The 24,016-nt window shown below is 71.1% G+C and carries 23 protein-coding genes; 16 read left to right on the forward strand and 7 right to left on the reverse strand.

Features of this window, described 5'->3' with window-relative positions; genetic code table 11:
• Positions 1–3 precede the first annotated feature (3 nt).
• A complete protein-coding gene (lhgO, locus tag OG439_RS39415) occupies positions 4–1,188 on the reverse strand; it encodes an L-2-hydroxyglutarate oxidase (RefSeq protein WP_326945583.1) in 1,185 nt (394 codons plus the stop codon).
• Positions 1,189–1,283: 95 nt separating this feature from the next.
• On the opposite strand from lhgO, the gene OG439_RS39420 reads away from it, so the two are divergent.
• Complete coding sequence (locus OG439_RS39420) at positions 1,284–1,880, forward strand: TetR/AcrR family transcriptional regulator (protein WP_326945584.1); 597 nt, start codon at positions 1,284–1,286, stop codon at positions 1,878–1,880.
• The gene (locus OG439_RS39425) at positions 1,877–2,368 is read left to right on the forward strand and encodes a nuclear transport factor 2 family protein (protein WP_326945585.1); all 492 of its coding nucleotides are present in this window, start codon (positions 1,877–1,879) and stop codon (positions 2,366–2,368) included. The genes OG439_RS39420 and OG439_RS39425 overlap by 4 nt, the downstream gene beginning before the upstream one ends.
• Here OG439_RS39425 and OG439_RS39430 read toward each other — a convergent pair.
• Positions 2,343–5,438: a BTAD domain-containing putative transcriptional regulator gene (locus OG439_RS39430; RefSeq protein ID WP_326945586.1), complete on the reverse strand. Its 3,096-nt coding sequence runs from the start codon at positions 5,436–5,438 to the stop codon at positions 2,343–2,345. The two genes, OG439_RS39425 and OG439_RS39430, sit on opposite strands and share 26 nt — an antisense overlap.
• Positions 5,439–5,565: 127 nt before the next feature.
• Between OG439_RS39430 and OG439_RS39435 the strand changes: the two genes are divergently transcribed.
• The 5 genes from OG439_RS39435 to OG439_RS39455 are packed head-to-tail and all read left to right on the forward strand — an operon-like array spanning position 5,566 to position 10,139.
• The gene (locus tag OG439_RS39435; RefSeq protein WP_326945587.1) at positions 5,566–6,708 is read left to right on the forward strand and encodes a DegT/DnrJ/EryC1/StrS family aminotransferase; all 1,143 of its coding nucleotides are present in this window, start codon (positions 5,566–5,568) and stop codon (positions 6,706–6,708) included.
• Positions 6,709–6,731: 23 nt separating this feature from the next.
• Entirely contained in the window at positions 6,732–7,661 is a 930-nt protein-coding gene (locus tag OG439_RS39440) for an NAD-dependent epimerase/dehydratase family protein (protein ID WP_326945588.1), read from the forward strand.
• A 32-nt stretch (positions 7,662–7,693) separates the two neighbouring features.
• Positions 7,694–8,890, forward strand: a complete 1,197-nt coding sequence (locus OG439_RS39445; RefSeq protein WP_326945589.1) for a glycosyltransferase family 4 protein — start codon at positions 7,694–7,696, stop codon at positions 8,888–8,890.
• On the forward strand, positions 8,877–9,506 hold the full coding sequence (locus OG439_RS39450) for an acyltransferase (protein WP_247059897.1): 630 nt from the start codon (positions 8,877–8,879) through the stop codon (positions 9,504–9,506). Before OG439_RS39445 ends, OG439_RS39450 begins: the two co-directional genes overlap by 14 nt.
• A gap of 57 nt (positions 9,507–9,563) precedes the next feature.
• Positions 9,564–10,139, forward strand: coding sequence for a Uma2 family endonuclease (locus OG439_RS39455; protein ID WP_326945590.1), 576 nt, complete (start codon positions 9,564–9,566; stop codon positions 10,137–10,139).
• Here the strand turns inward: OG439_RS39455 and OG439_RS39460 are convergent.
• Positions 10,136–10,717, reverse strand: coding sequence for a hypothetical protein (locus tag OG439_RS39460; protein WP_326945591.1), 582 nt, complete (start codon positions 10,715–10,717; stop codon positions 10,136–10,138). The genes OG439_RS39455 and OG439_RS39460 overlap by 4 nt on opposite strands.
• 54 nt (positions 10,718–10,771) lie before the next feature.
• A complete protein-coding gene (locus OG439_RS39465; RefSeq protein ID WP_326945592.1) occupies positions 10,772–11,392 on the reverse strand; it encodes a hypothetical protein in 621 nt (206 codons plus the stop codon).
• Between the two features lie 125 nt (positions 11,393–11,517).
• On the opposite strand from OG439_RS39465, the gene OG439_RS39470 reads away from it, so the two are divergent.
• Positions 11,518–12,027 (forward strand): SigE family RNA polymerase sigma factor, encoded by a 510-nt coding sequence (locus OG439_RS39470; RefSeq protein WP_326945593.1) that lies wholly within the window; start codon positions 11,518–11,520, stop codon positions 12,025–12,027.
• Positions 12,024–12,749 carry a hypothetical protein gene (locus OG439_RS39475; RefSeq protein WP_326945594.1) on the forward strand — a complete coding sequence of 242 codons (726 nt, stop codon included), beginning with the start codon at positions 12,024–12,026 and terminating at the stop codon, positions 12,747–12,749. The genes OG439_RS39470 and OG439_RS39475 overlap by 4 nt, the downstream gene beginning before the upstream one ends.
• A 470-nt stretch (positions 12,750–13,219) precedes the next feature.
• Here the strand turns inward: OG439_RS39475 and OG439_RS39480 are convergent, their stop codons facing one another.
• Together OG439_RS39480 and OG439_RS39485 are read right to left on the reverse strand one after the other, a co-directional pair.
• A complete protein-coding gene (locus OG439_RS39480) occupies positions 13,220–14,176 on the reverse strand; it encodes a Gfo/Idh/MocA family protein (protein ID WP_326945595.1) in 957 nt (318 codons plus the stop codon).
• The gene (locus OG439_RS39485) at positions 14,173–15,279 is read right to left on the reverse strand and encodes a DegT/DnrJ/EryC1/StrS family aminotransferase (protein ID WP_326945596.1); all 1,107 of its coding nucleotides are present in this window, start codon (positions 15,277–15,279) and stop codon (positions 14,173–14,175) included. The genes OG439_RS39480 and OG439_RS39485 overlap by 4 nt, the downstream gene beginning before the upstream one ends.
• Positions 15,280–15,429: 150 nt before the next feature.
• Between OG439_RS39485 and OG439_RS39490 the strand changes: the two genes are divergently transcribed.
• From OG439_RS39490 to OG439_RS39520, 7 genes are all read left to right on the forward strand, one after another.
• Entirely contained in the window at positions 15,430–16,149 is a 720-nt protein-coding gene (locus OG439_RS39490) for a UDP-N-acetylglucosamine acyltransferase (RefSeq protein WP_247059909.1), read from the forward strand.
• Between the two features lie 11 nt (positions 16,150–16,160).
• On the forward strand, positions 16,161–16,406 hold the full coding sequence (locus OG439_RS39495; RefSeq protein WP_326945597.1) for an acyl carrier protein: 246 nt from the start codon (positions 16,161–16,163) through the stop codon (positions 16,404–16,406).
• Positions 16,399–17,136, forward strand: a complete 738-nt coding sequence (locus OG439_RS39500) for a glucose 1-dehydrogenase (RefSeq protein ID WP_326945598.1) — start codon at positions 16,399–16,401, stop codon at positions 17,134–17,136. Before OG439_RS39495 ends, OG439_RS39500 begins: the two co-directional genes overlap by 8 nt.
• Positions 17,133–18,527, forward strand: a complete 1,395-nt coding sequence (locus tag OG439_RS39505; protein WP_326945599.1) for an AMP-binding protein — start codon at positions 17,133–17,135, stop codon at positions 18,525–18,527. The genes OG439_RS39500 and OG439_RS39505 overlap by 4 nt, the downstream gene beginning before the upstream one ends.
• Complete coding sequence (locus OG439_RS39510; RefSeq protein WP_326945600.1) at positions 18,524–19,576, forward strand: LuxE/PaaK family acyltransferase; 1,053 nt, start codon at positions 18,524–18,526, stop codon at positions 19,574–19,576. The genes OG439_RS39505 and OG439_RS39510 overlap by 4 nt, the downstream gene beginning before the upstream one ends.
• Entirely contained in the window at positions 19,573–20,814 is a 1,242-nt protein-coding gene (locus tag OG439_RS39515; protein ID WP_326945601.1) for an acyl-CoA reductase, read from the forward strand. Before OG439_RS39510 ends, OG439_RS39515 begins: the two co-directional genes overlap by 4 nt.
• 108 nt (positions 20,815–20,922) lie before the next feature.
• Positions 20,923–21,906, forward strand: coding sequence for a lysylphosphatidylglycerol synthase transmembrane domain-containing protein (locus OG439_RS39520; protein ID WP_326945602.1), 984 nt, complete (start codon positions 20,923–20,925; stop codon positions 21,904–21,906).
• A gap of 202 nt (positions 21,907–22,108) precedes the next feature.
• Here the strand turns inward: OG439_RS39520 and OG439_RS39525 are convergent, their stop codons facing one another.
• Complete coding sequence (locus OG439_RS39525) at positions 22,109–23,992, reverse strand: DUF6541 family protein (protein ID WP_326945603.1); 1,884 nt, start codon at positions 23,990–23,992, stop codon at positions 22,109–22,111.
• Between the last annotated feature and the right edge of the window lie 24 nt (positions 23,993–24,016).

Here is a 24,016-nt window from a genome sequence, read left to right on the forward strand (position 1 = left end):
ACCTCAGGCCGAGACCTGGTCCGCGATGTGGCGCGCGATCTCCAGCGCGCTCGTCGCGGCCGGCGACGGCGCGTTCAGGACGTGCACCTGGTCGCGCGCGGTCTCGATGAGGAAGTCGTCGACGAGCGAGCCGTCGCGGCGCATCGCCTGCGCGCGGACGCCCGAGCCGTGGCGGACGATGTCGTCCTCGGTGACGGCCGGGACGAGCCGGGCGAGGCTGGCGGCGAAGCGCTTCTTCGAGAACGAGCGCCGCACCTCGTCGAGCCCGGTCGGCAACGCGTACTTCTTCGCGAGCCGCCAGACGCCGGGGAAGGCCGCGACCTCGGCGACGTCCTTGGCGGAGAAGTCGGCCCAGCGGTAGCCCTCGCGGCGCAGCGCGAGCACGGCGTTGGGGCCGGCGTGCACGCTGCCGTCGAGCATCCGGGTCAGGTGCACGCCGAGGAACGGCAGCGTCGGGTCCGGCACCGGGTAGATCAGGCCCTTGACCAGGCCGCGGCGTTCGGGCTTGAGCTCGTAGTACTCACCGCGGAACGGCACGATCTTCGCCGACGGCGTCAGCCCGGCCAGCCGCGCGACGCGGTCGGAGTGCAGGCCGGCGCAGTTGACGAGCCCGTCCGCGACGATGACGTCGGACCCGGTCGCGACCTCGACGCCGCCGTTCGCGCCGGCCCGGATGGCCATCGCGGGGCTGTTCAGCCGGAGGTCGACGCCGGCTTCGTCGAGCAGCCGCACGAGCGCCGCGCAGACCGCGGGGAAGTCGATGATCCCGGTCGACTCGACGCGCAGCGCGGCGACGCAGGACACCTCGGGCTCGTACTCCCGCGCTTCGGCGGGCGAGATCTTCTTGGCCGGGACGCCGTTGGCCTCGGCCCGCTCGGCGAGTGTGTCGAGCGCGGGGATCTCTTTCTCGTCGGTGGCGACGACGAGCTTCCCGCACACCTCGACCGGCACGCCGTACTGCCGCGCGAAGTCCATGATGGACCGGTTGCCGGCGACGGACATCCGCGCCTTGAAGGAGCCGGGCTTGTAGTAGAGCCCGGCGTGGACGACGTTCGAGTTGTGCCCGGTCTGGTGCGCTGCCCACCGCGGCTCCTTCTCCAGCACGGTGACGTCCAGCCCGCGCCTGGTCAGCTCCCAGGCCACAGCCAGACCGACGATCCCGCCCCCGACGACCACCACGTTGCGCACGATCGACCAGGCTACGCGAGTCCCTCGTACGCGCCGCCCCCTGGCGTTACCTAACGTCCGTCAGGTAATGTACCTAACCGATGTCAGGTAAGCGGTTGACCCGGGAAGCGCGGCGCGAGCTGATCGTCGCCGCGGCCGCCGAGGTGTTCGCCTCGGCCGGCTACGCCGCGGCCGGCATGCGCGAAGTCGCGGCAGCGGCCGGAATCAGCACGCCGGTGCTCTACGACCACTTCCCGGCGAAGGCCCAGTTGTACGCGGCCCTGCTGGAGTCCGAAGTGGACGATCTGCTGGCCGGCTGGGCCGAGCTGCCGCTCTCGGATGACCCGGAAGTGTTGCTGCGCAGCCGCGTGTCGGCGATCTTCGCGTGGATCGAAACCCACGAGCGCGGCTGGCGGATGATCTTCGCGGAGCCGCCGTCGGACCCGGCGGTCGCGGCGACGCACCGGGCGGGCCAGGACCGGGCGACGGCCAACCTGACGGCGTTGTTCCGCGGCATCCCGAGCCTCGACCTGACCGCCCGCATCCCGCGCGAGCTGGCCGACGAGGTCCTGGCGGACGCGAGCAAGAGCGCGCTGAACGCGGTGGCGACGTGGTGGTGGCGCCACCGCGAAGTCCCGCGCGACGAGGTCGTGGCGCTGACGGTGGACCTGCTGTGGCGCGGCCTGGCCACGCTGACCAAGGGGGAGCGATGAGCACCGAGACGTACCGGCTCGCGGCGGAAACCGGCGATGCCGACTTGGCGATGACGGCGTTCGCCCCGGACGCGGTGCTGCACTCACCGCTGACTTCGCGGGTGCGTTTCACCGGGCACGCGGAGCTGCGAGCGCTGATCGAGGTGGCGTACACCCACCTGACGGAGATCCGCTTCCACACGGACGTCGGTGACGACCGGACCCGCGTGGTCGTCTACACCGCACGCATCGGCGGCGAGCCGATCGAAGAGGCCGCGTTGCTGCGGCTGAACTCCGCCGGGTTGATCGAAGAGGTGACGTTGTTCGTGCGGACGTTGCCGGGGCTGGTGGCGTTGATGGACCGGTTCGGCCCGGACATCGCCCGGCGCAACGGCCGCCAGTGGGCCGCGCGGGTGCTGAGCGTGCTGACGAAGCCGTTGCTGGCGATGGTGAAGTCGGGGGACCGGTACGCGGTCCCGCTGGTCAGTCCGCCAGCCCGGCCGTCGTGAGCGCCTTCTGCGCGCTCATCCCCAGCCCGGTGCCGTAGGCCCGCTCGAAACCGGCCGCTCCCAACGACTCCCGCACCCGGGCCCGGACGGCCGAGGCGTCCGGGTCGCCGCTGATCGCCGTGCCGCGGACCGCCGCCGCGGCGCCCAGCAGCACCGCCGCCTGGTCCGGGTGGGTCGCCGCACCGGCCAGGCCCTCCAGCGCGAACGCCACGACGTCGCCCGCGTGCCAGTGCCGGCCCAGCAGCAGCGCCTTCCGGTGCGACTCGGCCGCGTCGGAGACCCGGCCTTCCGTCAGCGCCAGCCAGCCCAGCGAGATCAACGCGCGCGCGTGGGCCGTCTCCGCCGCGAACGACCCGCCTTCGCACTCCGCCAGCGCGCGTTCGCAGAAGGCGCGTGCCGTGGTCAGGTCGCCGGCCAGGCGGGACAGGTCGGCCAGGCCGACGTAGGCCGCCGCCCGGGACTCCGGCATGCCCGAGCGGCGGGCGGTCGACGCGGCCAGCTCGTAGTCCGCCCGCGCGCCGTCGTGGTCGCCCTGCAGCACCCGGGTCCAGGCGCGGCGCGTGATCAGGTCCGCGACGTCGTCCGTCGCACCCAGTTCGTGCATCAGGGCCAGCGACTCGTCCATCTTCACCAGCGCCTCGGCGTGCTCGCCCCGCCAGCTCAGCAGCTGGGAAAGGTGGTCCAGCGCCATCGACAGGCCCCACCGCTCGCCCAGCGCCCGGAACTGCACGGCGCCTTCGCGCAGGCCCTCCTCGGCCTGGCGGAGGTCGCCGGTCATCATCGACCGCAGGCCGAGCCCGGTCGGCACCAGCGCCCAGCTCCACGCGTCGCCGTGCGCCAGCATCGCCTCGCCGCGCCCGTACAGCTCCGCGTCGTCGGCGGGCGGTCCGACCACCACCGCCAGCACCATGATCAGCATCGGGTGCCGCGGCATCCACATCGAGTCCCGGGCGTACCGCTGCGCCATCGACACGTGCGGCGCGAGCGCCTCCTCGTTCGGCATGCCGGCCAGCGCGGTGAGCAGGCAGAGCAGGAACTCCTCGAGGTACTCCGCCCGCACCTCCGGCCCGCAGCGCTTGACGACCTCCAGCGACACCACCGCGCCCTCGAACCGCCGGCCGCGCATCCACCAGTACATCGCCAGCGGCGTGACCATGCGCAACGCGATCACGACGTCCGCCTCGGCCGCCCAGCGCAGGGCCGCGAGGATGTTGTCGTAGTCGGCGTCGATGCGCGCCAGCCACTCCAGCTGCGCCGCCGTCCGCAGCATCGGGTCGGCTTCCTCGGCGAACCGCAGGAAGTACTCGGCGTGCGCGCGGTGCAGGGCGTCCGTCTCGCCCGCTTCGTCGAGCTTCTCCGCGCAGAACGCGCGGATCGTCTCCAGCATCCGGAACCGCCCGCCGACGGCCTCGACCAGCGACTTGTCGGCCAGCTCCGGCAGCAGGTCGACGTCCGCGCCGCACACCTCGGCGGCCGCGGCGACGGTCGCGCCACCGGGGAACACCGTCAGCCGCCGCGCGAGTTCCCGCTCCTCGTCGTCGAGCAGGTCCCAGCTCCATTCGACGACGCCGCGCAGCGACCGGTGCCGCTGCTCGGCCGTGCGGCTGCCGCGCGCGAGCAGCCGGAACCGGTCGTCGAGCCGGGCCGCGATCTCGCCGGCCGGCAGCAGCCGGACGCGGGCCGCGGCCAGCTCCAGGGCCAGCGGCAGGCCGTCGAGCGCCGCGCAGATGTGCTGGACGTCGCCGATCGTCGACTCGTCGACGGCGAACGCGGGATCGCTCGCGGCCGCGCGGTCGGCGAACAGCCGGATCGCCGCGAACTCGCCCGCTCGCGCGGCGGACGTCCCGGGCGGCGGCACGGCCAGGCGCGGCACCGGCGCCAGCTGCTCGCCGGTGATGCCGAGCGGCTCGCGGCTGGTGGCCAGCACCCGCAGGCCGGGGCACGCGCTGAGCAGCCGCCCGGCCAGCCGGGCCGCGACGTCGACGACGTGCTCGCAGTTGTCGAGCACCAGCAGCGTCGTGCGGTCGCGCAGCGCCGCGATCAGCCGGTCGGCTGGGTCCTGAGCTTCGCGTTGCCGCAGCGGGGTGTCCCGCAGGCCCAGCGCGGTCAGCACCGCGCCGACGACGTCCGCGGGCCCGTGCGGCGCCAGCTCGGCGAAGGCGACCGGGCCCGTCTCGGTCGCCGCGACCTCGACGGCCAGGCGTGTCTTGCCGGTGCCGCCGGGCCCGGTGAGCGTCACGAGCCGGGCGCGCGCCAGCAGCTCCGAGACCTGCCGCAGCTCGTCGTCACGGCCGACGAAGCTGGTCAGCTGCGCGGGCAGCGCCGAGATCGCCGGCTTCTCGGTTTCGCCGCGAAGCACCGCGAGGTGCGCTTCGGCGAGCTCCGCGCCGGGGTCGGCGCCCAGCTCGTCGGCCAGGGTGCGGCGGGCGTCCTCGAACGCGGCCAGCGCGTCGGCGGACCGGCCCGCGGCGTGCAGCGCCCGGACGAGCTGCGCGCGCGGCCGTTCCCGCAGGGGCCGCTCGGCGACGGTCTCGCGCAGGCCGGCGAGGACGTCTTCGGCTTGGCCCAGAGCCAGCCGGGCCTCGACGTGGTCGTCGGCCGCCTCGGCCCGCAGCTCGTCGAGCCGGGCGGCCTGGGCGGCGGCGAACGGCGCGTCCGCCAGGTCGCTGAACGCGGGTCCGCGCCACAGCGCCAGGGCCTCGCCCAGGACGTCCGCGGCGGGCGAGCCGGCCTTCAGCAGCGCGCGGCCTTCGCGTGCGAGCCGCTCGAAGCGGTGGACGTCCACTTCGTCCGGTTCGACGACCAAGCGGTAGCCCGCGGCGGTGAACTCGACCGGCGCCAGGTCCTTCAACGCCGTCCGCAGCCGTGACACCTGGGACTGGAGGGCGTTCGCCGCGCCGTCCGGCGGCTCCTCGCCGTACATCCCGTCGATCAGCCGCTCGGCCGGGACGAAGCGCCCGGCTTCGAGGGCGAGCAGGGCCAGCAGCGCGCGCGAGCGCGGACCGCCCACCGCCGCTGGTGCGCCGTCCGGGTGCCACGCGGTGACGGCCCCCAGGACCCCGAATCGCATGCGCCCAGCGTAGGACGTGGTCAGGCTCGTGGTGGGGGTCACTCGAAAGAGGGGTTCGGCGTGGGCCTGTGAATCAGCTGAGCGTACGTATATACACTTCGCCGGGTCCCCACGCAATGGGAGAGGTATGTCGCCCGACAGCATTGCCCTAGGTCAGCCGACCGTCGGCGAGGAAGAGCTCGCCGCCGTCGCCGAAGTCTTCCGCTCCGGCTGGCTGGCCGGGGCCGGTCCCGCGTGCCGCCGGTTCGAGGAACGGTTCGCGCAGGTCACCGGCACCGCGCACGCGCTGACCACCGCGAACTGCGGGTCGGCGCTGTTCCTCGGTCTCAAGGTGCTCGGCGTCCAGCCGGGCGACGAGGTGATCGTCGGCGACTACACCTTCCCGGCGACCGGCCACGCCGTCGTCCAGGCCGGCGCGAAGCCGGTCTTCGCCGACATCCGCCCGGACGTCTTCAGCGCCGACCCGGCGCACATCGAAACCCTGATCACCCCGCGCACGGTCGGCATCCTCGCCGTCGACGTCGCGGGCCAGCCGGGCGACTTCGACGAGTACCGCGCGATCGCCGACAAGCACGGCCTCTGGCTGTTCGAGGACGCCGCGTGCGCCGCCGGCGCGACGTACAAGACGCGCCCGGCCGGCAGCCTCGCCGACCTGGCCGCGTTCTCCTTCCACGGCCGCAAGGGCATCACCGCGGGCGAAGGCGGCGCGCTGGTCTCCGACCGCGAAGACCTCATCGCGCACGCCCGCAAGCTCCACACGTACGGCATCGAACCGGCGATCAGCCGCGAAGGCTCCACCACGCTGCCGATCCCGGAGTTCCACGAGCTCGGCTACAACTTCCGCATGTCGGACGTCCAGGCCGCGATCATGAACGTCCAGCTCGACCGCCTGCCCGACCTCCTCGCCGCCCGCCGCTCGGTGGCGAAGCGCTACCACGAGGCCTTTGATGACGTGGCGAGCACAGGGGCGCTGACCGTCCCCGTCGAGCTGCCCGACCGCGAGCACCCGTGGCAGGCCTACCTGCTCACGGTCGCGCCGGAGATCAGCCGCGACCGGCTGGCCCTGCGCATCCGCGAGCAGGGCGTCCAGTGCAACTTCGGCACCTACGCTTCCCACCTCCAGCCGATCTACGGCCCCCAGACCCCGCTGCCCGTGTCGGCCGACGCGTTCGCGCGTCAGCTCGCCATCCCCATGCACGCCAACCTGACGGACGCCGAAGTGGCCCGCGTCGGCGAGGTCGTGCGCGCCGCCGTGCAGTCCCTGTCCTGAAGCCACCGACCGAGGAGAATTTGGTGTCCGACAAGAAGGTCCTGTTCACGGGGGCCGGTGGTTTCATCGCCGCACACGTAATCCCCTTGCTCATCGAGGGCGGCTACACCGTCCGCATCTTCGACAACATGACCCGCGGCGACCGCGCCCGCGTCAACGAGTTCGTCGCCACCGGCAAGGTCGAGCTGGTAGAGAAGGACGTCCGCTACGGCGGCGCGGTGCGCGAGGCCATGCGCGGCTGCACGCACGTCATCCACTTCGCCACGGTCTCGATCAACAAGTCGATCGCCGACCCGCACGAGTCGTTCGACATCAACATGACCGGCAACCACAACGTGTTCGCCGCGGCCGCCGACGAAGGCGTCGAGCGCCTGGTGTTCGCGTCGACGGCGTCGGTCTACGGCGAGCCGAAGCGGCTGCCGATGCACGAGGACGACGAGCTCAAGCCGCTCACGCCGTACTGCATCTCGAAGCGCGCCGGCGAGGACATGCTCGGCTTCTACGAGCGCCAGAAGGGCCTGTCCTGGAACGCGTTGCGCTTCTTCAACGTGTACGGCCCCGGCCAGAAGATCGAGGCGTACTACACCTCGGTGATCAACCACTTCATCCAGCGCCTGCGCGCCGGCCAGCCGCCGATCATCGACGGCCGCGGCGACCAGTCGATGGACTTCGTGCACGTCACCGACCTGGCGCGGGCCGTCGTCGCCGCGCTGGAGTCCGAGCAGGCGAACCTGCCGATCAACATCGGCACCGGCATCGACACCTCGATCGCGGCGCTGGCCAAGATCCTGATCGAGGCCGTCGGCGTCGACGTCGAGCCGCTGTTCAACGAGCGTGACGTGCTGGTTTCGCGGCGCGCCGCCGACATCACCCGCGCCCGCGACGTGCTCGGCTGGGAGCCGCGGATCACTGTCGAAGAAGGCATGCGACAGCTGGTCAAGGACTCCGAGTGAGTGCCGCCGCGGGCCCTGCCCGAGGACGTGCGATGCGCATCGCGGTGGTCAACAACTTCTTCCCGCCCCGGGTGGGCGGGAGCGCGCACATGTCGGCCTCGCTCGCGGCGCAGTTCGTCGAGGAGGGCCACCAGGTCCTGGCGATCACGGCCGCCTACGCCGACGCGCCGGCCGAGGAGGAGCGCGACGGCTACCGCGTGGTGCGCCTCCCGTCGACGAAGATGCCGCAGGTCGGCCTGTCGATCGACTTCGACATGAGCTTCGCGTCGGTGCGGCCGGGCAACTGGCGGCGGCTGTGGAAGCTGCTCGACGAGTTCAAGCCGGACGCGATCCACCTGCACGGCCAGTTCTTCGACCTGTCGTGGCTGGCCGGGATCTACGCGCGGCGGCGGCACATCCCGGCGCTGCTGACCATCCACACCCTGCTGATCAGCGACAACAAGCTGTACGGCGGCGTGTTCCGGGTGCTCGACGCGGTGCTCGTGCGGCCGATCCTGCGCTACATCCGGCCGCGGTACGTCATCCTCGACAAGCTCGGCGTCGACTACTGCGTCGAGCGCTACGGCACCAGCGACGCGAACTCCGAGTACTTCCCGATCGCGGTCGACACCGGCCACTTCGCGAAGCCGGTGACGAAGGACGTCCGCGCGGAGCACGAAATCGGCGACGCGCCGCTGATCGTCTCGCTCGGGCACGTCATCCCGCTGCGCAACCGGCTGCCGCTCATCGAGGCCCTGCCGTCCATTTTGGACAAACATCCTGGCGTGCGGGTGGTCGTCGTCGGCCGCGTCTACCACGACGCGTTCCTGAAGCGGGCCGCCGAACTGGGCGTCTCCGAGGCGCTGGTCGTCACCGGCGCGGTGCCGAAGGAGGACGTCCCGGCGTACTTCGCGGCGGCGGACATCGTGACGCACGACCTCAACGGCGGCTGCGGCACGGCGTCGCTGGAGGCGATGCTGTCCGGCACCGCGACGATCGCGTCGGTCACCGAGGACAACTACCCGGGCATCGAGCTGCGCAACGGCGAGAACGTCCTGCTGGTGCGCCCGGACGACGCCGAAGCCGTGGCCTCGACGGTGATCGAGCTGCTCGACGACCCCGAGCGGCGCGCGCAGATCGCGCAGCGGGCGAGCGAGATGGTGCGGTCGAACTTCGGCCTCGACGTCGTCGCCGAGGAGCACCTGCGGACCTTCGAGAAACTGGTGTCGGACGCCCATGTTCTTCGATGACGAGCGCAGCCACCGGCTGCGCCCGCAGATCCTGACCGAGCTCGTCTCGCAGTACATGAACGACGCCGAGCGGGCGCAGTTCTACGGGCTGCCCTCGACGTGCCGCGTCCGCGAGCGCGTCAAGATCATCAGCCCCGAGAACCTCAAGATGGGCGACCACTGCTGGGTCGGCGAAGGCGCGGCGCTCGACGCGAGCGGCGGCCTGGAGATCGGCGAGCACACCAGCATCGGGCTGAACACGCTGATCTTCACGCACTCCAGCTGGCTCGCCAACATGACGCTGCAGAACCATTCGGGCAGCGACCTGATCGAGCGCAAGCCGGTGAAGATCGGCAAGGGCTGTTTCATCGGCGGCCTGGTGGTCATCATGGCGGGCGTGACGATCGGCGACTTCGCCACGGTCCAGCCGAACTCGGTGGTGGCCAAGGACGTCCCGCCGCGCACGCTGGTCGCGGGCAACCCGGCCCGGGTCTTCCAGCGCTACGACGAGGAGTACATCCAGTCCGAAGTGGACCGTGTCCGGGCGGACAACGCCCGCCGCCGCGAGATCGCGGAGTCACACGGGCAGAACACTTCGGGCTGGGGAGCCCCATCGGGCGACTACTCGGAGCAGTAGCTTTCCGGCAGGCTGACGTGCGAAATGACGTCCAGTGACTGCGGCGAGGAGAAGGCGATGAGTGTCATGGAGTGGCCTCACCACCTCTTGTCCCTTGAAGACTGGATCGATCTGCCGGAAACCCCGGAGCACCAGGTCGAAGCGGTCGAAGGCGTTCTTGTCGTGTCGCCGCGTCCATTGTTCCTCCACCAGCGAGCCGTCAACCGGCTGGGCTACTTGATCAATGAGCAGCTCCCCGATGAGTACTGTGCGCTGAGCGAAGTCGAAGCAGTCATCGCCGAGGCACCGCTGACCGTCCGGGTGCCCGATGTGCTGGTGGCCCCGGCCGCCCTGGTGGCGACGAACCCGGCTCGGCTCGATGTCGCTGATGTGCAGCTGGTGATCGAGGTGCTGTCCGAGGGCACCAGGCGGACCGACCAGGTCACGAAGTTCTCCGAGTACGCGGAAGCTGGGATCGAGCACTACTGGATCGTCGACCTCGACCCGCCGATCAGCATGATCACCTACCGGCTGGTCGACGAGGACTACGAGAACTTCGGTGAACAGTCCGGCATCGCCGAGCTCGACTTCGGCGGCCACGCGTTGACCATCGACCTGAACGCACTCACCACCCGGCGAGCCCAGCGCCCCTAGAGCCGGTCCGCCAGGAGCTTTCCGAGGGTGGCGTAGGTGTCCTCGCCGACCGAGACGTAGAGGTTCAGCTCGGCGGTCCGCAGCTCACCCTGGCTGTGCTTCGCGACCGCCAGTTCGGTGCCGCCGTCCTGACCCGTCGACTCGCAGTGCAGCGCGGCTTCACCGGTGCCCGGCAGCGTCACCGGGTTCTTGCACCCCGACTTCACCCCCGCGACGAACCGGGCCACCGAGGTGTCCGGGCCGACGAACAAGGAAGCGGTCTGGCCGCCGCCGTATTCGCACACGAGCGCCGTGCCGACCTTCGTCTGAAGCGGCTCAGTCTCCTTCGCGCCGCCGCTGACGGAGTGGCCGATCGCCTTGATGAGCTCGTCCGAGCCGAGGAACGGGCACGCCGCGCTCAGCTTGGCCGGTGAGGCCGCCGGCGTGAAGGTCGGAGCCGTGGTCTTCGGCTTGCTCACCGAAGTGGATGACAGCGGCGCCGGCGTGGTCGCCGGCGCCGCCGTCGTGGAGCCGTCCGTGCACGCTGTGACGCAGGTCAGCATGCATGCGGCGGCGAAGATTCCCCCTACGAAGCGCACGGACGATAATCTAGCGCTCGGTCACCGAGCGCAGGATATCGGTTACGCAACGTTTCAGCCGTGGCCGGCGCCGGTGTGGCCCGCCGGCAGGTTGTTGCCCGCGGCGTCGTAGGCGCGCAGGCGGCCCGGGTCGGCGGCCGAGTCGAACCAGAACACCACCACGTTCGGGTCGGCGCTCCACTTCGCCTGGTGCGCGACCACGTTGCCGGCGGCGGTGATCTTCGCGGCCGGGCCGGCGTAGTAGCCGAAGCTCGGCACGTCGTGGCCGTCCAGGTTCGCGCCGCCGGTCACCGCGTGGAAGCCCGGGGCCTTGTCGCTGCCCGCGAACTCGTTGGCGACGATGACGTCCTGCAGGCCGCCCGCGGCGTCGCGGATGCCGCCCATGATGCCGAACGTCGTGTTCGGCAACTGCGGCTCCTGCAGTTTGGCGCCGTAGAAGACCAGCTCGCCGGAGCTGTCCCGGCGGCCCGTGCCGATGACGTCGCCCAGCACCTCGTGCTCGGGTGCGGCGTCCCGGGTCGGCGGCGGCGAAACCGGCGCGGCGGGCGCGGCCGGTGCGGCGGCCACCGGAGCGGCCGGCGGCGTCTCGGCGTTCGCGCTGGTCAGGAGGCCGGGAACCACCAGCGCGCCGCAAGCGGCGACCACGGTACCGGCGATGACGAGGCGGTTCTTCACGGGTTCCTCCCGGATCGGCAAGATCGTCCGCCGGTGACTACGGGCGTAGGGTCGGAAAGGTTGAGACGCGCCCGCGCAACCTTTCCGGGGCCCGGCCGTCGCTGGGGGGGCGAGAGGGGTGACGCATGGCGCGCGGTGACGACGAGTTCGCGGACTTCGTGCGCGCGTCCTCGGCTCGCCTCACGCACGCCGCGTTCCTGCTCACGGGCGATCGGCACCAGGCCGAAGACGCCGCCCAGACGGCCTTCACCCGCACGTACGCGGCGTGGTCGCGGGTCCGCCACAAGGACGCCTACGGCTACGCCCGGACCGTCCTGATGAACCACGTCATCGACGGCTGGCGGCGCCCGATCCGCGAGTACGCCACCGAGGAGATGCCCGAGCGGCCGGACCGCGTCGACGTCGACCAGGCCGTCACCCAGCGGGAATGGCTCACGGCGGTGCTCAAGACGCTGACCGCCCGCGAGCGCGCCGTCGTCGTGCTGCGGCACTTCTTCGACCTGCCCGAAGCCGACGTGGCGCGCGAACTGGGCGTTTCGCTGGGTACCGTGAAGAGCACGAATTCGCGGGCGCTGGCCAAGCTGCGGATCGAAGCGGGCACCGAAGACACGCTGATCGGAGGGAGCGGGCGATGAACGACCTCGACGACTTCCGCGCCGCCCTCCGGCGGCCGTCGTCCGAGCCCTTCGCCGAGCCGGACCTGAGCCGGATCATGGCCGACGGCACGCGCCTGCGGCGTCGCCGCCGCGTGCTGACGACCACCGGCGGGCTCGCCGCCGCAGCCGTCGTCGTGCTGGTGGTCGTGTTCGCCGTCCAGCTGCGGCAGCCCGCGCCCGCGCCGGTCGCGCAGCCGCCGGCCCCGCCCGCGCCGACGTCGTCGGTCCCGCCGCCGACGACCGCCGGGCCGCCCCCGGCCGAGCCGCTCGGCGAGGTCGTCGGCACCGGTATCCGCACCGCGGCCGGGGAGATCGTGATCTTCGCCAAGGCGGTCGACGAGCCGCAGATCCTGCCGGACATCCACTTCGGACTGGTCGCCGGATTCCGCGACGGCGGGAACCTGGAGCCGGTCCTGGCCACCAACGAGTTCCGCGGCTCCGACCGCTCGTTCGGCTTCCACGCCACCGACGGCGGCGAGGTCCTGCAGGACCAGACCATCCCGGTCTTCGGCTACTTCGCCGGCGCGGCCGCGAGCATCACCACGACGGTCCACGGCAAGACGATCCAGGCGAACGTGGCGAAGTGGAGCAAGGACCCGAACGTGGTCATCTTCTGGTTCGACCCGGTCGCGGTCCCGGACTCGGCTTCGCTGACACCGCTGATCGCCTACGACAGCAAGGGAAGCCGGCTCACCAAGTAGCCCACCTCACCGTGTTGGCGGTTCCGGTCAGGCACTGAGCGAAGCCGTCTTCGAAACGCGTCCTCGATCTTCTGTAGAAGTCTGTCCGGGGCCGTGAACACGTCCTTGCGGGCCCGGATCACGAGCCATCCTCCTGTGGCGACTCGGCCTTACCGGATCTGAGGCAGAGCAACGATTCGGCGACCCGGGTGCCTCGGTGGTCGTCGCAGGCGGCGAGACGGAGATCGATCTTCGCGACAAATGCACGGGCCTGCCGGTCGCCGAGTCCCATCAACGCCTGGTCGAAGCAGGTGAGGGCACGCCACGGCCCGCGGCTGCACAGAACTTGGCCCAGTGCGAATACGGAACGGTCATGTGCACATCGGCGGTCGCCAGCGCAATGCAGCCGTGGACAACTCAGCTGTCCACCGCCGTGCTGGCCGGAGTGGCCAACACGGCGGCGGGAGCGGCCAACGCGGCCCCGGGGAGCGTCAGGCGGCGGCCTGGGTGAGGACCTGCTCGACGACGTGGTGCGACGGCAGGATCAGGTCGCGCTCGGTGTCGGCGTCGATCTTGCCCTCCAGCAGGTCGCAGAAGCGGTCCAGCTGGGTGGCCAGCGGTTCCCGCGCGGTGATCAGCTCCGGGATCTCGATGACCGTCTGCTGGCGGTAGCCGAGGCCGTCCGGGGTGACCGAGTCGTGCGAGATGTGGCGGTAGATGGTGACGTCGCGGCGCAGCAGGTCGATCTCGATCAGGCGGTCCAGTTCGGACACCACCAGCGACCGGACCTTCTTCTGCCCCAAGCGGGACGCCGACACCGTGGCCAGGCCCGTCGGGAACGACAGCACCGTCTCGATGGTGTCCTCGGCGCCCTCGACCGACTGCGGGTGGAAGTAGCCCGCGCCGGACGTCACGCGCGCCGGCGTCGCGCCGCCGAAGAACTGGATCGCCAGGTCGACGTCGTGCACCAGCAGGTCCCACGCGACGCCGGTCTTGATGCGCGGCGCGTACGGGCCGTGGCGGCGGGCCATCAGGTGGATCGGCTCCTGCACCAGCGCCCGCGCGGTCATCACCGCCGGGTTGTAGCGCTCGAGCAGCCCGCACATCAGCGCGACGCCCTGCTTCTTCGACAGCGCCACGATCTCCTGCGACTTCTCGTAGCTGTTGCACACCGGCTTTTCGACCAGCATCGGCTTGCCCTGGCCGAGGATCTCCTGCGCCAGGTCGTAGTGCACCTCGGTGGCCGAGGCGAGCACGACGGCGTCCACATCGGACAGTGAGCCGATCTCCGGCGTCCACTTCGTCTCGTACCGCTCGGCGACGGCCTTGCCGGCCTCTTCGCGCGGATCGATCACGCGGACCAGCTCCACGCGTTCGTTGGCGGCGAGCACGCGCGAGTGCAGGGAACCCATGTTCCCCGTCCCGACAACAGCGATCCGATGCGTCATGCGCCCAGTACCTCGCGAACGGTTTCGATGATGGTGTCCAGCTGGGACTCGGTCAGGTGCGGGTGCACCGGCAGCGAAAGCGCCTGGTCGGCGACCGACTTCGCGACCGGGAAGTCTTCGACGCGCGCGCCCGGGATCAGGTCGTGGCCGCGGTAGCAGTCGTAGTCGAAGACGATCTTGGGGTAGTAGATGCCGTTGCCGATGCCGCGCTCGGTGAGCGCCGCGGCCAGCTCGTCGCGCGAGAGGAACGCGTGCGGCCCGACCAGCACGGTGTACTGGTGCCACACGTGCTCACGGCCCGGCAGCACCTGCGGGACGTCGAGGCCCGGCGTGCCCGCGAGGCCCTCCGAGAGCCGCTTGGCGTTCGCCTGGCGGGCGGCGGTCAGCTGGTCGAGCTTCGCCAGCTGCGGGATGCCGACGGCGGCGTGCAGGTCGGTCATCCGGTAGTTGTGGCCGGCGACCTCGTACTGGTACCGGGCCCGCATGCCCTGGTTGCGCAGCACCCGCAGCTTGTCGGCCAGCGCGTCGTCGTCCGTCGTGATGACGCCGCCCTCGGCGGTGGTGATGTTCTTCGTCGCGTACAGCGAGAAGCAGCCGATGCCGAACGAGCCGGCCTGCTTGCCCTCGAAGGACGCGCCGACGGCCTGCGCGGAGTCCTCGATCACCGTCAGCCCGCGCTCGGCCGCGAGCGGGGCGAGCTTGCCCATGTCCGCGGTCTGGCCGTAGAGGTGCACGGGCATGAGCACCTTGGTGCGGTCGGTGACGGCCTTGACGACGGCGTCGGGGTCGATCGCGAAGTCGTCGCGCCGGATGTCGGCGAAGCGGACGGTCGCGCCGGCCTCGAGGATCGCGTTGAGCGTCGCGACGAAGGTGAACGGCGACGTGACGACCTCGTCGCCCGGCTTCAGGTCGAGGACCTGGAGCGCGGCGACCAGTGCCGTCGTCCCGTTGTTGACCGCGATCGCGTGCTTCGTCCCGGAGACCGCCGCGAAGGCGTCTTCGAAGCGCTTGACCATCGGTCCCTGTGCGATGGCGCCGGAACGCAGGACCTCGACGACGAGGTCCTCCGCGTCGCGGACGTCGACCACGGTGATGGGGATCATGGGCAGTCTCTCTCGGCAGGCGATTTCGACGCGTCCGGTACAGTGAGCCGCCGGTTCTGCGCCCGGCCGCCCTGCATGAACGCGGGCCACACGTTACCGGGCGCGGTAGCACGCCCAGTACCCAGCCGCCGACGAACGGACACCCGACCCGTGGCCAACCGCATCCACCCGACCGTCGTCCTCGGCGAAGGCGTCGAACTCGGGGACGACAACGTGATCGGCCCGTTCACGGTGATCGCCGGGCCGGCGCGGATCGGGGACGGCAACTGGATCGGCCCGCACGTGACGATCGGCACGCCCGGCGAGGACCGCGGCCGCCCCCACCCGGCCGCCTGGGACACCGCGCCGACCGGTGACCCGGATCACGACGGCCACGGCGTCGTCATCGGCAGCCGCAACAAGATCCGCGAGTACGCGAGCGTCCACCAGGGCACCTGGCGCACGACGACGCTCGGCAGCGACGGCTACTACCTGCGCGGCTCCCACATCGCGCACGACTGCCTGGTCGGCGACGCCGTGACCATCGCGTCCAACGTGGTCACCGGCGGCCACTGCCACATCTGGGACGGCGCGAACCTCGGCATGGGCGCCGTGCTGCACCAGAAGGTCGTGATCGGCCCCGGCGCGATGGTCGGGATGGGCTCCGCGGTCCGCCGCGAGATCGGCGCGTTCACCATCGCCGTCGGCAACCCGGCCCGGGTCACCGGCGTCAACGTGGTGGGCCTGTCCCGCCGCGGCCTCGACGAGGCGACCATCGAGGCGCTCGGGCCCTGGCTGAAGGGTAAGGAAGGTCTCCCGGACGCCACCCTGCCCGGAGACCTCTCTACCTTGGTAAAGGCGTGGGACGCCCGCCCGCGCGAAGAGCACTAGGAGTCGTGAGCATGTCTGAAGTGGCCCCCAAGCTGCGCGAGGTCTTCGTCGAGGCGCTGGACCTGGACGGCGACGTGGACGTCGAGAACCTGAAGTACCGCGACCTCGAGGCGTGGGACTCGGTCGGCCACATGGCGCTGGTCGCGGCCATCGAGGACGAGTTCGACGTCGAGTTCGACACCGACCAGGTCATCGACATGTCGAGCTTCAAGGTCGCCGTGGACATGGTCACCGAGCTCCAGTCGAAGAATGACTGACGAGTCCCTGTCCGGTCGCGTCGCGCTCGTCACGGGCGGGACGCGGGGGATCGGCCTGGCCACCGTCCGCGCGCTCGCCGCGGCGGGCGCGACGGTGGTGCTCACCGGCCGCGACGAGGCCCGCGCCAAGGAAGCGGCTTCGGCCGCGGGCGCGGCGGCCGGGCTCGCGCTCGACGTCACCGACGCGAAGGCGGTGTCTTCGCTGGTCAGGGGCGTCGCGAAGGAGCACGGCCGGCTCGACATCGTCGTGGCGAACGCCGGGATCATGGAGGACGCGCTCCTCGGGATGATCCGCGAAGAGCTCGTCGACACGACGCTGAGCACGAACGTCGCCGGCACGCTGCACACCGTGCAGGCGGCCGCGCGGGCGATGATGCGCAAGAAAACCGGCTCGATCGTGGTTCTGGCCTCGATAGTCGGTGTGTACGGAAGTGCCGGCCAGACGGTGTACGCGGCGTCGAAAGCGGCGGTGGCGAACATCGCGCGATCGGCGGCGAAGGAGCTCGGCCGGTCCGGCATCCGGGTCAACGCGGTCGCGCCCGGCGTGATCGAAACCGACCTGACCGCCGGCCTGAGCGAGGACGCGAAGGCCGAGAACGCCGGCAAGACGCCGCTCGGGCGGCTCGGCCGGGCGGAAGACGTGGCGAACGCGATCCGGTTCCTGGTAAGCGATGATGCGTCCTTCATCACCGGCCAGGTGCTGGGCGTCGACGGAGGCTTGGTGTTGTGACGCTGTTGGGTGCGGGAGCTCGGCTGGTGGACGTGGCCGGGGGCCGCACGCTGGCGGGTGCGGAACTGTCGGCCGAGGTCGGCCGCCGGATGGAAGCCCTGGCGGAACTGCCCGTCGGCGTGGTGTTCGCGCGGATGTCCGTCGACCTGCCGAGCGTGCTGACCTACCTGGGCGCGTTCGAGTCCGGTCGCGCGATCGCGCTGATCGACCCGGCGCTGGACGTGGACGTGCTCGCCGGGCTCGTCGAACGCTTCCGCCCGGCCGCCGTGCTGTCCGCTTCGGGTGACGCGCCCGCGGGCTACACGACCCGCGGCGACGACTGGATCCGCTCGTCGGCCGACGGCGTCGCGCCGCACCCAGACCTCGCCGTGCTGCTCCCGACCAGCGGGTCCACCGGCAACCCGAAGCTCGTCCGGCTCTCGCGCCAGGCGATCCTGTCGAACGCCGACGCCATCGCGCAGGTGCTCCACATCGACGCCGACGAGGTCGCGCCCACCTGCCTGCCGCTGCACTACAGCTACGGCCTGTCGGTGCTGAACTCGCACCTGGTGCGCGACGCGACCGTCGTGATCGAGCCGTCCGGCGTGCTCGGCCGCGGCTTCTGGGACGCGGTGAACACCCACGGCGTGACGTCCCTCTCGGGCGTCCCGTACCACTACGAAATGCTGCGGCGGCTCAAGTTCGACCCCGCGAAGTACCCGACGCTGCGCACCCTGACGCAGGCCGGCGGGAAGCTGCGCGACGACCTGATCACCGAGTTCAACGACAAGATGATCGCCGTCGGCGGCCGGATGTACGTGATGTACGGCCAGACCGAGGCGGCCCCGCGGATGACGACGGTGCCCGCCGAGCGGCTGGCCGAAAAGCTCGGTTCCGCCGGGCCGGCGCTGCCGGGCGGCCGGTTCGCCGTCCGCCGCGACGACGGGTCGGAGACCACGCACCCGAAAATTGTCGGTGAGGTCGTCTACCGTGGGCCCAATGTGATGCTGGGTTACGCGGACGACGAGTCCGGCCTGGCCAAGGGTGACGAATGCGGCGGCGTGCTCGCCACCGGTGACCTCGGGTACCTGGACCAAGACGGGTTCCTGTTCATCACCGGCCGGCTCAAGCGCATCGGCAAGGTCTTCGGCAACCGCGTCAGCCTCGACGATCTCGAGCAGGCCGTCCGCACCGCGGCGGTCGGGATCGACGTCGTGGCGGCGGTGCCCGCCGGCGACAAGGTCGTGCTGTTCGCCGAGGGCGTCGGCAAGGACATCTGCAAGGACGCGTCGAAGGCGCTGTCCGAGCGGCTGCACCTGCACACGAGCGGGTTCGACGTGCGCCCGATCGACACCGTGCCGCTGCTGGCCAGCGGCAAGATCGACTACCGGTCGTTGGAGGCGAAGGTATGAGTGTGTTCACTCGGTCGCAGGCTGACCGGGAGGCGTTGCTGCTGCCCGAACTCGCCGCCCTGACCGCACACCACCGGGCGAATTCCGAGGGCTACGAACGGATCCTCTCGTCGCTCGGAATCGCGCCGAGCGCCCAGTTTGCGTCGATCGCCGACCTGCCGTGGCTGCCGGTGCGGATGTTCAAGACGCACGACCTGAAGTCCGTTCCGGACAGTGAGGTGTTCAAGACCCTCACCTCGTCCGGCACCACCGGCGCCGGCGCGTCGCGGATCTACCTCGACAAGGAAGCGGCGGGCGCGCAGACCAAGCAGCTGGGCGCGACCCTGCAGGAGGTCCTCGGCGGCGAGCGGCTGCCGATGCTGATGGTCGACACCATCGGCATCATCAAGAACCGCCGCTCGTTCTCCGCGCGCGGCGCGGGCGTGCTGGGCATGGCGAACTTCGGCCGCAAGCACACGTACGTGCTCGACGAAAACGACAAGCCGGACGTCGAAGCCGTCAAGAAGTTCCTGGCCGAGTACGGCGGCAAGCCGTTCCTGATCTTCGGCTTCACGTTCATGGTCTGGCAGTACCTCTACGAGGTCGCCCGGGAGCACCGGCTCGACCTCTCCAACGGCATCCTCGTCCACTCCGGTGGCTGGAAGAAGCTGATCGACCGCGCGGTCGACAACACCGAGTTCCGGCGCCGGTTCAAGGAGGACACCGGGCTCACCCGGATCCACAACTACTACGGGATGATCGAGCAGATCGGCACCGTGTTCCTCGAAGGCCCGTCCGGCAACTCGCTGTACTGCCCGGACTTCGCCGACGTCGTGATCCGCGACCCGGAGACGTGGGAAGAGCAGCCGGTGGGGGAGCCGGGCGTGATCGAGGTCGTCTCGACGCTGCCGCGGTCCTACCCCGGGCACGTGCTGCTCACCGAGGACCTCGGCGTCTACAACGGGATCGACGACGGCGACTGGCCGGGCAAGCACTTCTCCGTCCTCGGGCGGCTGCCGAAGGCCGAGGCCCGCGGCTGCTCCGACACGTTCTCGGGAGCGGCGGCGTGAGCACCCTTACCCAGCGTTTTCCGTTGGCCGACGCGGTTTCCGTGACCGACCTGGTCGGCGAGCTGCGCGCCGAGCCGCCCGGTGGCCGGTTGCGCGTCGGTGACCCGCGGGTCGTCGAGTTCGTCACGAAGTTCGCCCGCAAGCTGCTGGCGCCGGCCACCGCGCGCCGGTTCCCGGAGCTGGCGTCGCTCGGGTTCTTCCTGCGCAAGGGCGAGATCGCCAAGGCGTTGTCCACTTTGGACACCAAGGGTGGCGCACTGCGGTTCCCGCGCGGGCTCGTGTTCCACGTGCCGCCGGCGAACGTCGACACGATCTTCGTCTACTCGTGGGCGCTGTCCGCGCTGGCGGGCAACCACAACGTCGTGCGGGTGTCGTCGCGCTCGGCCGGGGCCGCGGAAGCGGTGCTGGAGGCGCTGAACGCCGCACTGTCCGAAGTGGACCCGGCTACGGCGGCGGCGATCACCGCCACCCAGCGGATGGTCACCTACGACCGCAGCGACGAGGTGAGCGGCGCCCTGTCGCTGGCCGCCGACCTGCGCGTCATCTGGGGCGGCGACGGTTCGGTCGCCGCACTGCGCAAGTATCCGCTCGCGCCGCACGCGCGTGACCTGACGTTCCCGGACCGCTCGTCGTTCGCCGTCGCGTCGGTGGCGGGCTGGCAGCGGGCGTCCGAAGCGGAACGCCGCGCGGCCGCCGAAGGCTTCTACAACGACTCGTACTGGTTCGACCAGGCCGCCTGCTCGTCACCGCGCGCGGTGTTCTGGGTCGGCGACGAAGACGGCGCCCGCGTCGCGGGCCAGGAGTTCCGCACGCTGCTGGCGCAGGTGCTCGTGACGAAGCAGCACGTCACCGAGCCGGCGATGGCGGTCCAGAAGCGCGTCTCGGCGTACGGCGCGGCGGTCGACGGCCTGGTCAAGGACATCTCCTTCGCGGGCAACGGGCTGGCCACGCTGGAGCTGACCGACCCGGCGACCATGCCGCGCGAGTGGCTCGGCGCCGGCACGTTCGCGAACGCGCGGGTCGCGTCTCTGTCCGATTTGGTCCCGACCGTCCTCCGCAAGGACCAGACGGTCGGCCAGTTCGGCTTTACCACGGAAGAGCTGACGGCGTTCGCGTACGAACTGGCCGGTCGCGGAGTCGACCGGATCGTGCCGTTCGGCTCGGCCCTGACGTTCTCGGCGGTCTGGGACGGTTACGATCTGCTGGCCGAGTTCAGCCGCCTGGTCACCGTGCAATGAGGCTTATTCAGCCGTCGGCCGCCGCATGACTTCTGCGGTGATCAGCACCATGCGGGCGGGCCGCGGCGGCCTGACCAGAATAAGCCTCAGACCTGAGGAGATGCGTCGATGACGACACTGGAGTCGCCGGAGTGGGAGACGCCGGCTGCCAAAAAGCAGCCGAAGTCCACCAAGGCGAAGATCCTCGACGTCGTCAGGTGGGTCGCGATGCTGCTGGTCATCGGCTTCGCGGCCAAGCAGCTCGCGGCGAACTGGGGTGAGTTCTGGCGCACCCTGCACGACGTGGCCTGGCAGTCGTCGCTGCTGAGCCTGGTGGCCCTGGTCGCGGCGATCATGGTGTCCACCTGGGGCTGGCAGGTGATGGTCGACGACCTGGGCAAGCCAATCGGCTACGCCCGCGGCGCGCAGATCTGCCTGGTCGGCTCGCTCGGCAAGTACGTGCCCGGCTCGGTCTGGGCGTACCTGCTGCAGATGGAGCTGGGCCGCAAGGCCGGCCTGGCCCGCGCCCGCATCTTCACCGGTTCACTGATCCAGCTCGGCGTCGGCATCGTGTCGGCGCTGGTCGTGTCGCTGCTGGCGGCGCCGGCGGTGTTCAGCAACAGCCCGCGCGCGCTGTGGCTGTTCGTGCTGATCCCGGTCGGCCTGGCGATGCTGCACCCGAAGATCCTGACGTGGGGCACGTCGCTGGTGCTGCGTGTGCTGCGCCGGCCGCCGCTGCAGCAGCCGCTGACCTGGAAGGTCGTCGGCAAGGTCTTCGGCGCCTCGACGGCGGCGTGGTGCCTGCAGGGCGTCCACCTGTGGCTCCTGGCGAACTCGGTGGGTACCCCCGGCATCAGCGGCTTCATCCTCTGCGTCGGCGCGATGGCCGTGGCGATGACGGTGGGCACGTTCGCGTTCATCCTGCCCAGCGGCGTCGGCGTCCGCGAAGTGGCCCAGGTCGCGGTCCTCACGGCGAGCGGCCTGACGGTCGGCCAGGCCACGGCGTTCGCGGTGGCTTCCCGGGTGATGTTCACGGTCGCGGACCTGCTGACGGCGGGCGGCGCGGCCCTCGCGGCCCGCTCGCTGCGCGGCAAGACCCCCGCAGCCGCCTGACCTGCCGATTCGCTCTTGGCCTGTGGACAACTAGCCCGCGGGAGCCTTCTTCGAAGCCGTAACTGGGGCCTTTCGTCACCGTGACGCAAGCGGGCTTTCCGGTGCTGTCACAGCATTCCACCCCGATTTCCGCACGATCGGGCAGCTACTCACAGGCCTGTACCCAAGTTGTCCACAGGCACTTGTGTACCTGTGGACAACTTCAGGGCCGGAGTCGATAAATCACCGCGTCCGAGTCACGCCAGACCTCCTGCAGGAACGGCTCCCCGGCCAGCCCGATCAGCCCCGGCTGGTACGGCTTGCCCGGCTCCGTGGACGGCTTCCCCAAGATCACCCAGCGCACGTTCAACCGCCGCACCGCCGCCCGCACCGCCGGGTCCGTCTCGTAGTCGCGGAACCGGTCGGCCAGCAGCAGGGCGTCCGACGGCGGGAGCGTCTCGTCGTAGTGCGCCGCCACCGTGCGGACGCCCGAGAGCGCGTACGTCCACGCCGTCCCGTCGAAGCGGTCGTTCATCGCCCACTCACCCGGCTTGGCCAGCTTGCCGAGCTCCTCCATCGCCGCCGCCTCGCCCGGCGTCACCCGCAGCTTCGCCGCGTCCGCGGCCTGGTAGCCCGCGGCCACCCGGGCGCCGTTGGACCGGAAGTACAGGCCGTTCGACAGCAGGACGAACCCCAGCAGCACCACCACCGCCACGGCGACCGCCGGTATCCGCGAGAACCGCGAAGACAGCCACGCCTGCGTCTCCGCCAAGCCGTGCGCCGCCAGGACGCACAGGGGGACCGCCGCCATCGCGAAGAACCGGTACGGGTCGTCCCACCACGGCCGCGACAGCGCCATCACCAGCGGGGCGTTCGACGACGCCACCGCCATGTACGCCAGGCCCGTCACCGCCGCCGTCAGGCCGATCCAGCGCAGCGCCCCCGCGCGGGCGAAGAACACGATGCCCAGGAACAACGCCACCGACAGCCAGATCTGCGGGTGCGGCTCCTGGTGCTGGAACCCGAGCAGCGCGCCCAGCGCCGTCGACGCGCGCCACTCGCTCGGCCAGCCGTAGTACGGCACCGCGCTGTTGGCCAGGCCCAGCGCCCCGAACAGCTGCAGCCACGCCACCAGCAGCGCCACCACCGCGATCGGCAGCAGGGCCAGCAGGTCGCGGCCGATCCGGCGCCACCCGCCGAGCCAGCGCTGGACCAGCAGCGGGCCGGCGAACAGGATCCCGCCGAACAACGTCGACGAGTGGACGCACAGCAGCCCGACCGCGGCCAGCAGCAGCACCAGCCCGGTGTCCGGCGCGACCCGCTCCAGGTACCGGCGCAGCGCGACCGCGCTCAACGGCGTCAGCGTCAGCCCCAGCGCGAACGGCAGCAGCGGGCCGCGGTCCATCGACTCGTAGACGCCCATCACCGGCGCCACCGCCGTCAGCGCGACGGCGCCGGCCAGCACCGCGCGGCCGCGGAACTCACGCACCAGCGTCACCAGTGACAGCGCCAGCAAACCCGGCAGCAGCACGGTGTTCGCGTCCAGCACCTCCGGGATCGACGCGCCGCTCAGCCGGTACGTCACGGCCGCCAGCAGGTGGTAGGCGTTGGGGTAGAACACCGGTGCCGCGTCGCCGTACCAGTTCACGTGGCCGGTGCCGAACAGGCCGCCGTCGCCGGTGTCGGCGATGTAGCGGACGGCGTTGCCGTGGTACACCGCGTCGAACCCCTGCGGCAGCGCGCCGAGGTGCCCCAGGCCGAGCAGCGTCGCGTAACCGCCGATCACCGCCGCGAACAGCAGGCACGCCCCCACCGCGAGGTGCCCGCGCCGCGCCCACAGCCCCGGTCCAGGCTCCGGCGGCCGGCGGCGCACGGTCAGTTTCCGGACCCCGGAAGCGATCGCGACGAACACGACGGTCGACACGGCGTAGGTCAGCGGGGTGAACGACAGGCCTGCCGCCGCGGTCCACGGTCCGGTCAGCCCGCCGACGGCGTAGCTCAGCAACGGCGTCAGCCCGGCCAGGGCCCAGCCGCGCACGCCCGCCGCGTACCCGGTCAGGAGGCCCGGGACGGCGATGACGGCAATGGCAACGCAGACGGAGAGCACGCTGGAGACTAAGCCGACAACGGC

This window comes from Amycolatopsis sp. NBC_01307, assembly GCF_035975215.1.
Lineage (GTDB): Bacteria > Actinomycetota > Actinomycetes > Mycobacteriales > Pseudonocardiaceae > Amycolatopsis.

Excerpts from the sequence above, each read along its gene's own strand:
- OG439_RS39425 (WP_326945585.1), top strand. The coding sequence starts at position 1,877 with ATGAGCACCGAGACGTACCGGCTCGCGGCGGAAACCGGCGATGCCGAC.
- OG439_RS39430 (WP_326945586.1), bottom strand. The coding sequence starts at position 5,438 with ATGCGATTCGGGGTCCTGGGGGCCGTCACCGCGTGGCACCCGGACGGC.
- OG439_RS39435 (WP_326945587.1), top strand. The coding sequence starts at position 5,566 with ATGTCGCCCGACAGCATTGCCCTAGGTCAGCCGACCGTCGGCGAGGAA.
- OG439_RS39445 (WP_326945589.1), top strand. The coding sequence starts at position 7,694 with ATGCGCATCGCGGTGGTCAACAACTTCTTCCCGCCCCGGGTGGGCGGG.
- OG439_RS39450 (WP_247059897.1), top strand. The coding sequence starts at position 8,877 with ATGTTCTTCGATGACGAGCGCAGCCACCGGCTGCGCCCGCAGATCCTG.
- OG439_RS39455 (WP_326945590.1), top strand. The coding sequence starts at position 9,564 with ATGAGTGTCATGGAGTGGCCTCACCACCTCTTGTCCCTTGAAGACTGG.
- OG439_RS39470 (WP_326945593.1), top strand. The coding sequence starts at position 11,518 with ATGGCGCGCGGTGACGACGAGTTCGCGGACTTCGTGCGCGCGTCCTCG.
- OG439_RS39475 (WP_326945594.1), top strand. The coding sequence starts at position 12,024 with ATGAACGACCTCGACGACTTCCGCGCCGCCCTCCGGCGGCCGTCGTCC.
- OG439_RS39480 (WP_326945595.1), bottom strand. The coding sequence starts at position 14,176 with ATGACGCATCGGATCGCTGTTGTCGGGACGGGGAACATGGGTTCCCTG.
- OG439_RS39485 (WP_326945596.1), bottom strand. The coding sequence starts at position 15,279 with ATGATCCCCATCACCGTGGTCGACGTCCGCGACGCGGAGGACCTCGTC.
- OG439_RS39495 (WP_326945597.1), top strand. The coding sequence starts at position 16,161 with ATGTCTGAAGTGGCCCCCAAGCTGCGCGAGGTCTTCGTCGAGGCGCTG.
- OG439_RS39500 (WP_326945598.1), top strand. The coding sequence starts at position 16,399 with ATGACTGACGAGTCCCTGTCCGGTCGCGTCGCGCTCGTCACGGGCGGG.
- OG439_RS39510 (WP_326945600.1), top strand. The coding sequence starts at position 18,524 with ATGAGTGTGTTCACTCGGTCGCAGGCTGACCGGGAGGCGTTGCTGCTG.
- OG439_RS39520 (WP_326945602.1), top strand. The coding sequence starts at position 20,923 with ATGACGACACTGGAGTCGCCGGAGTGGGAGACGCCGGCTGCCAAAAAG.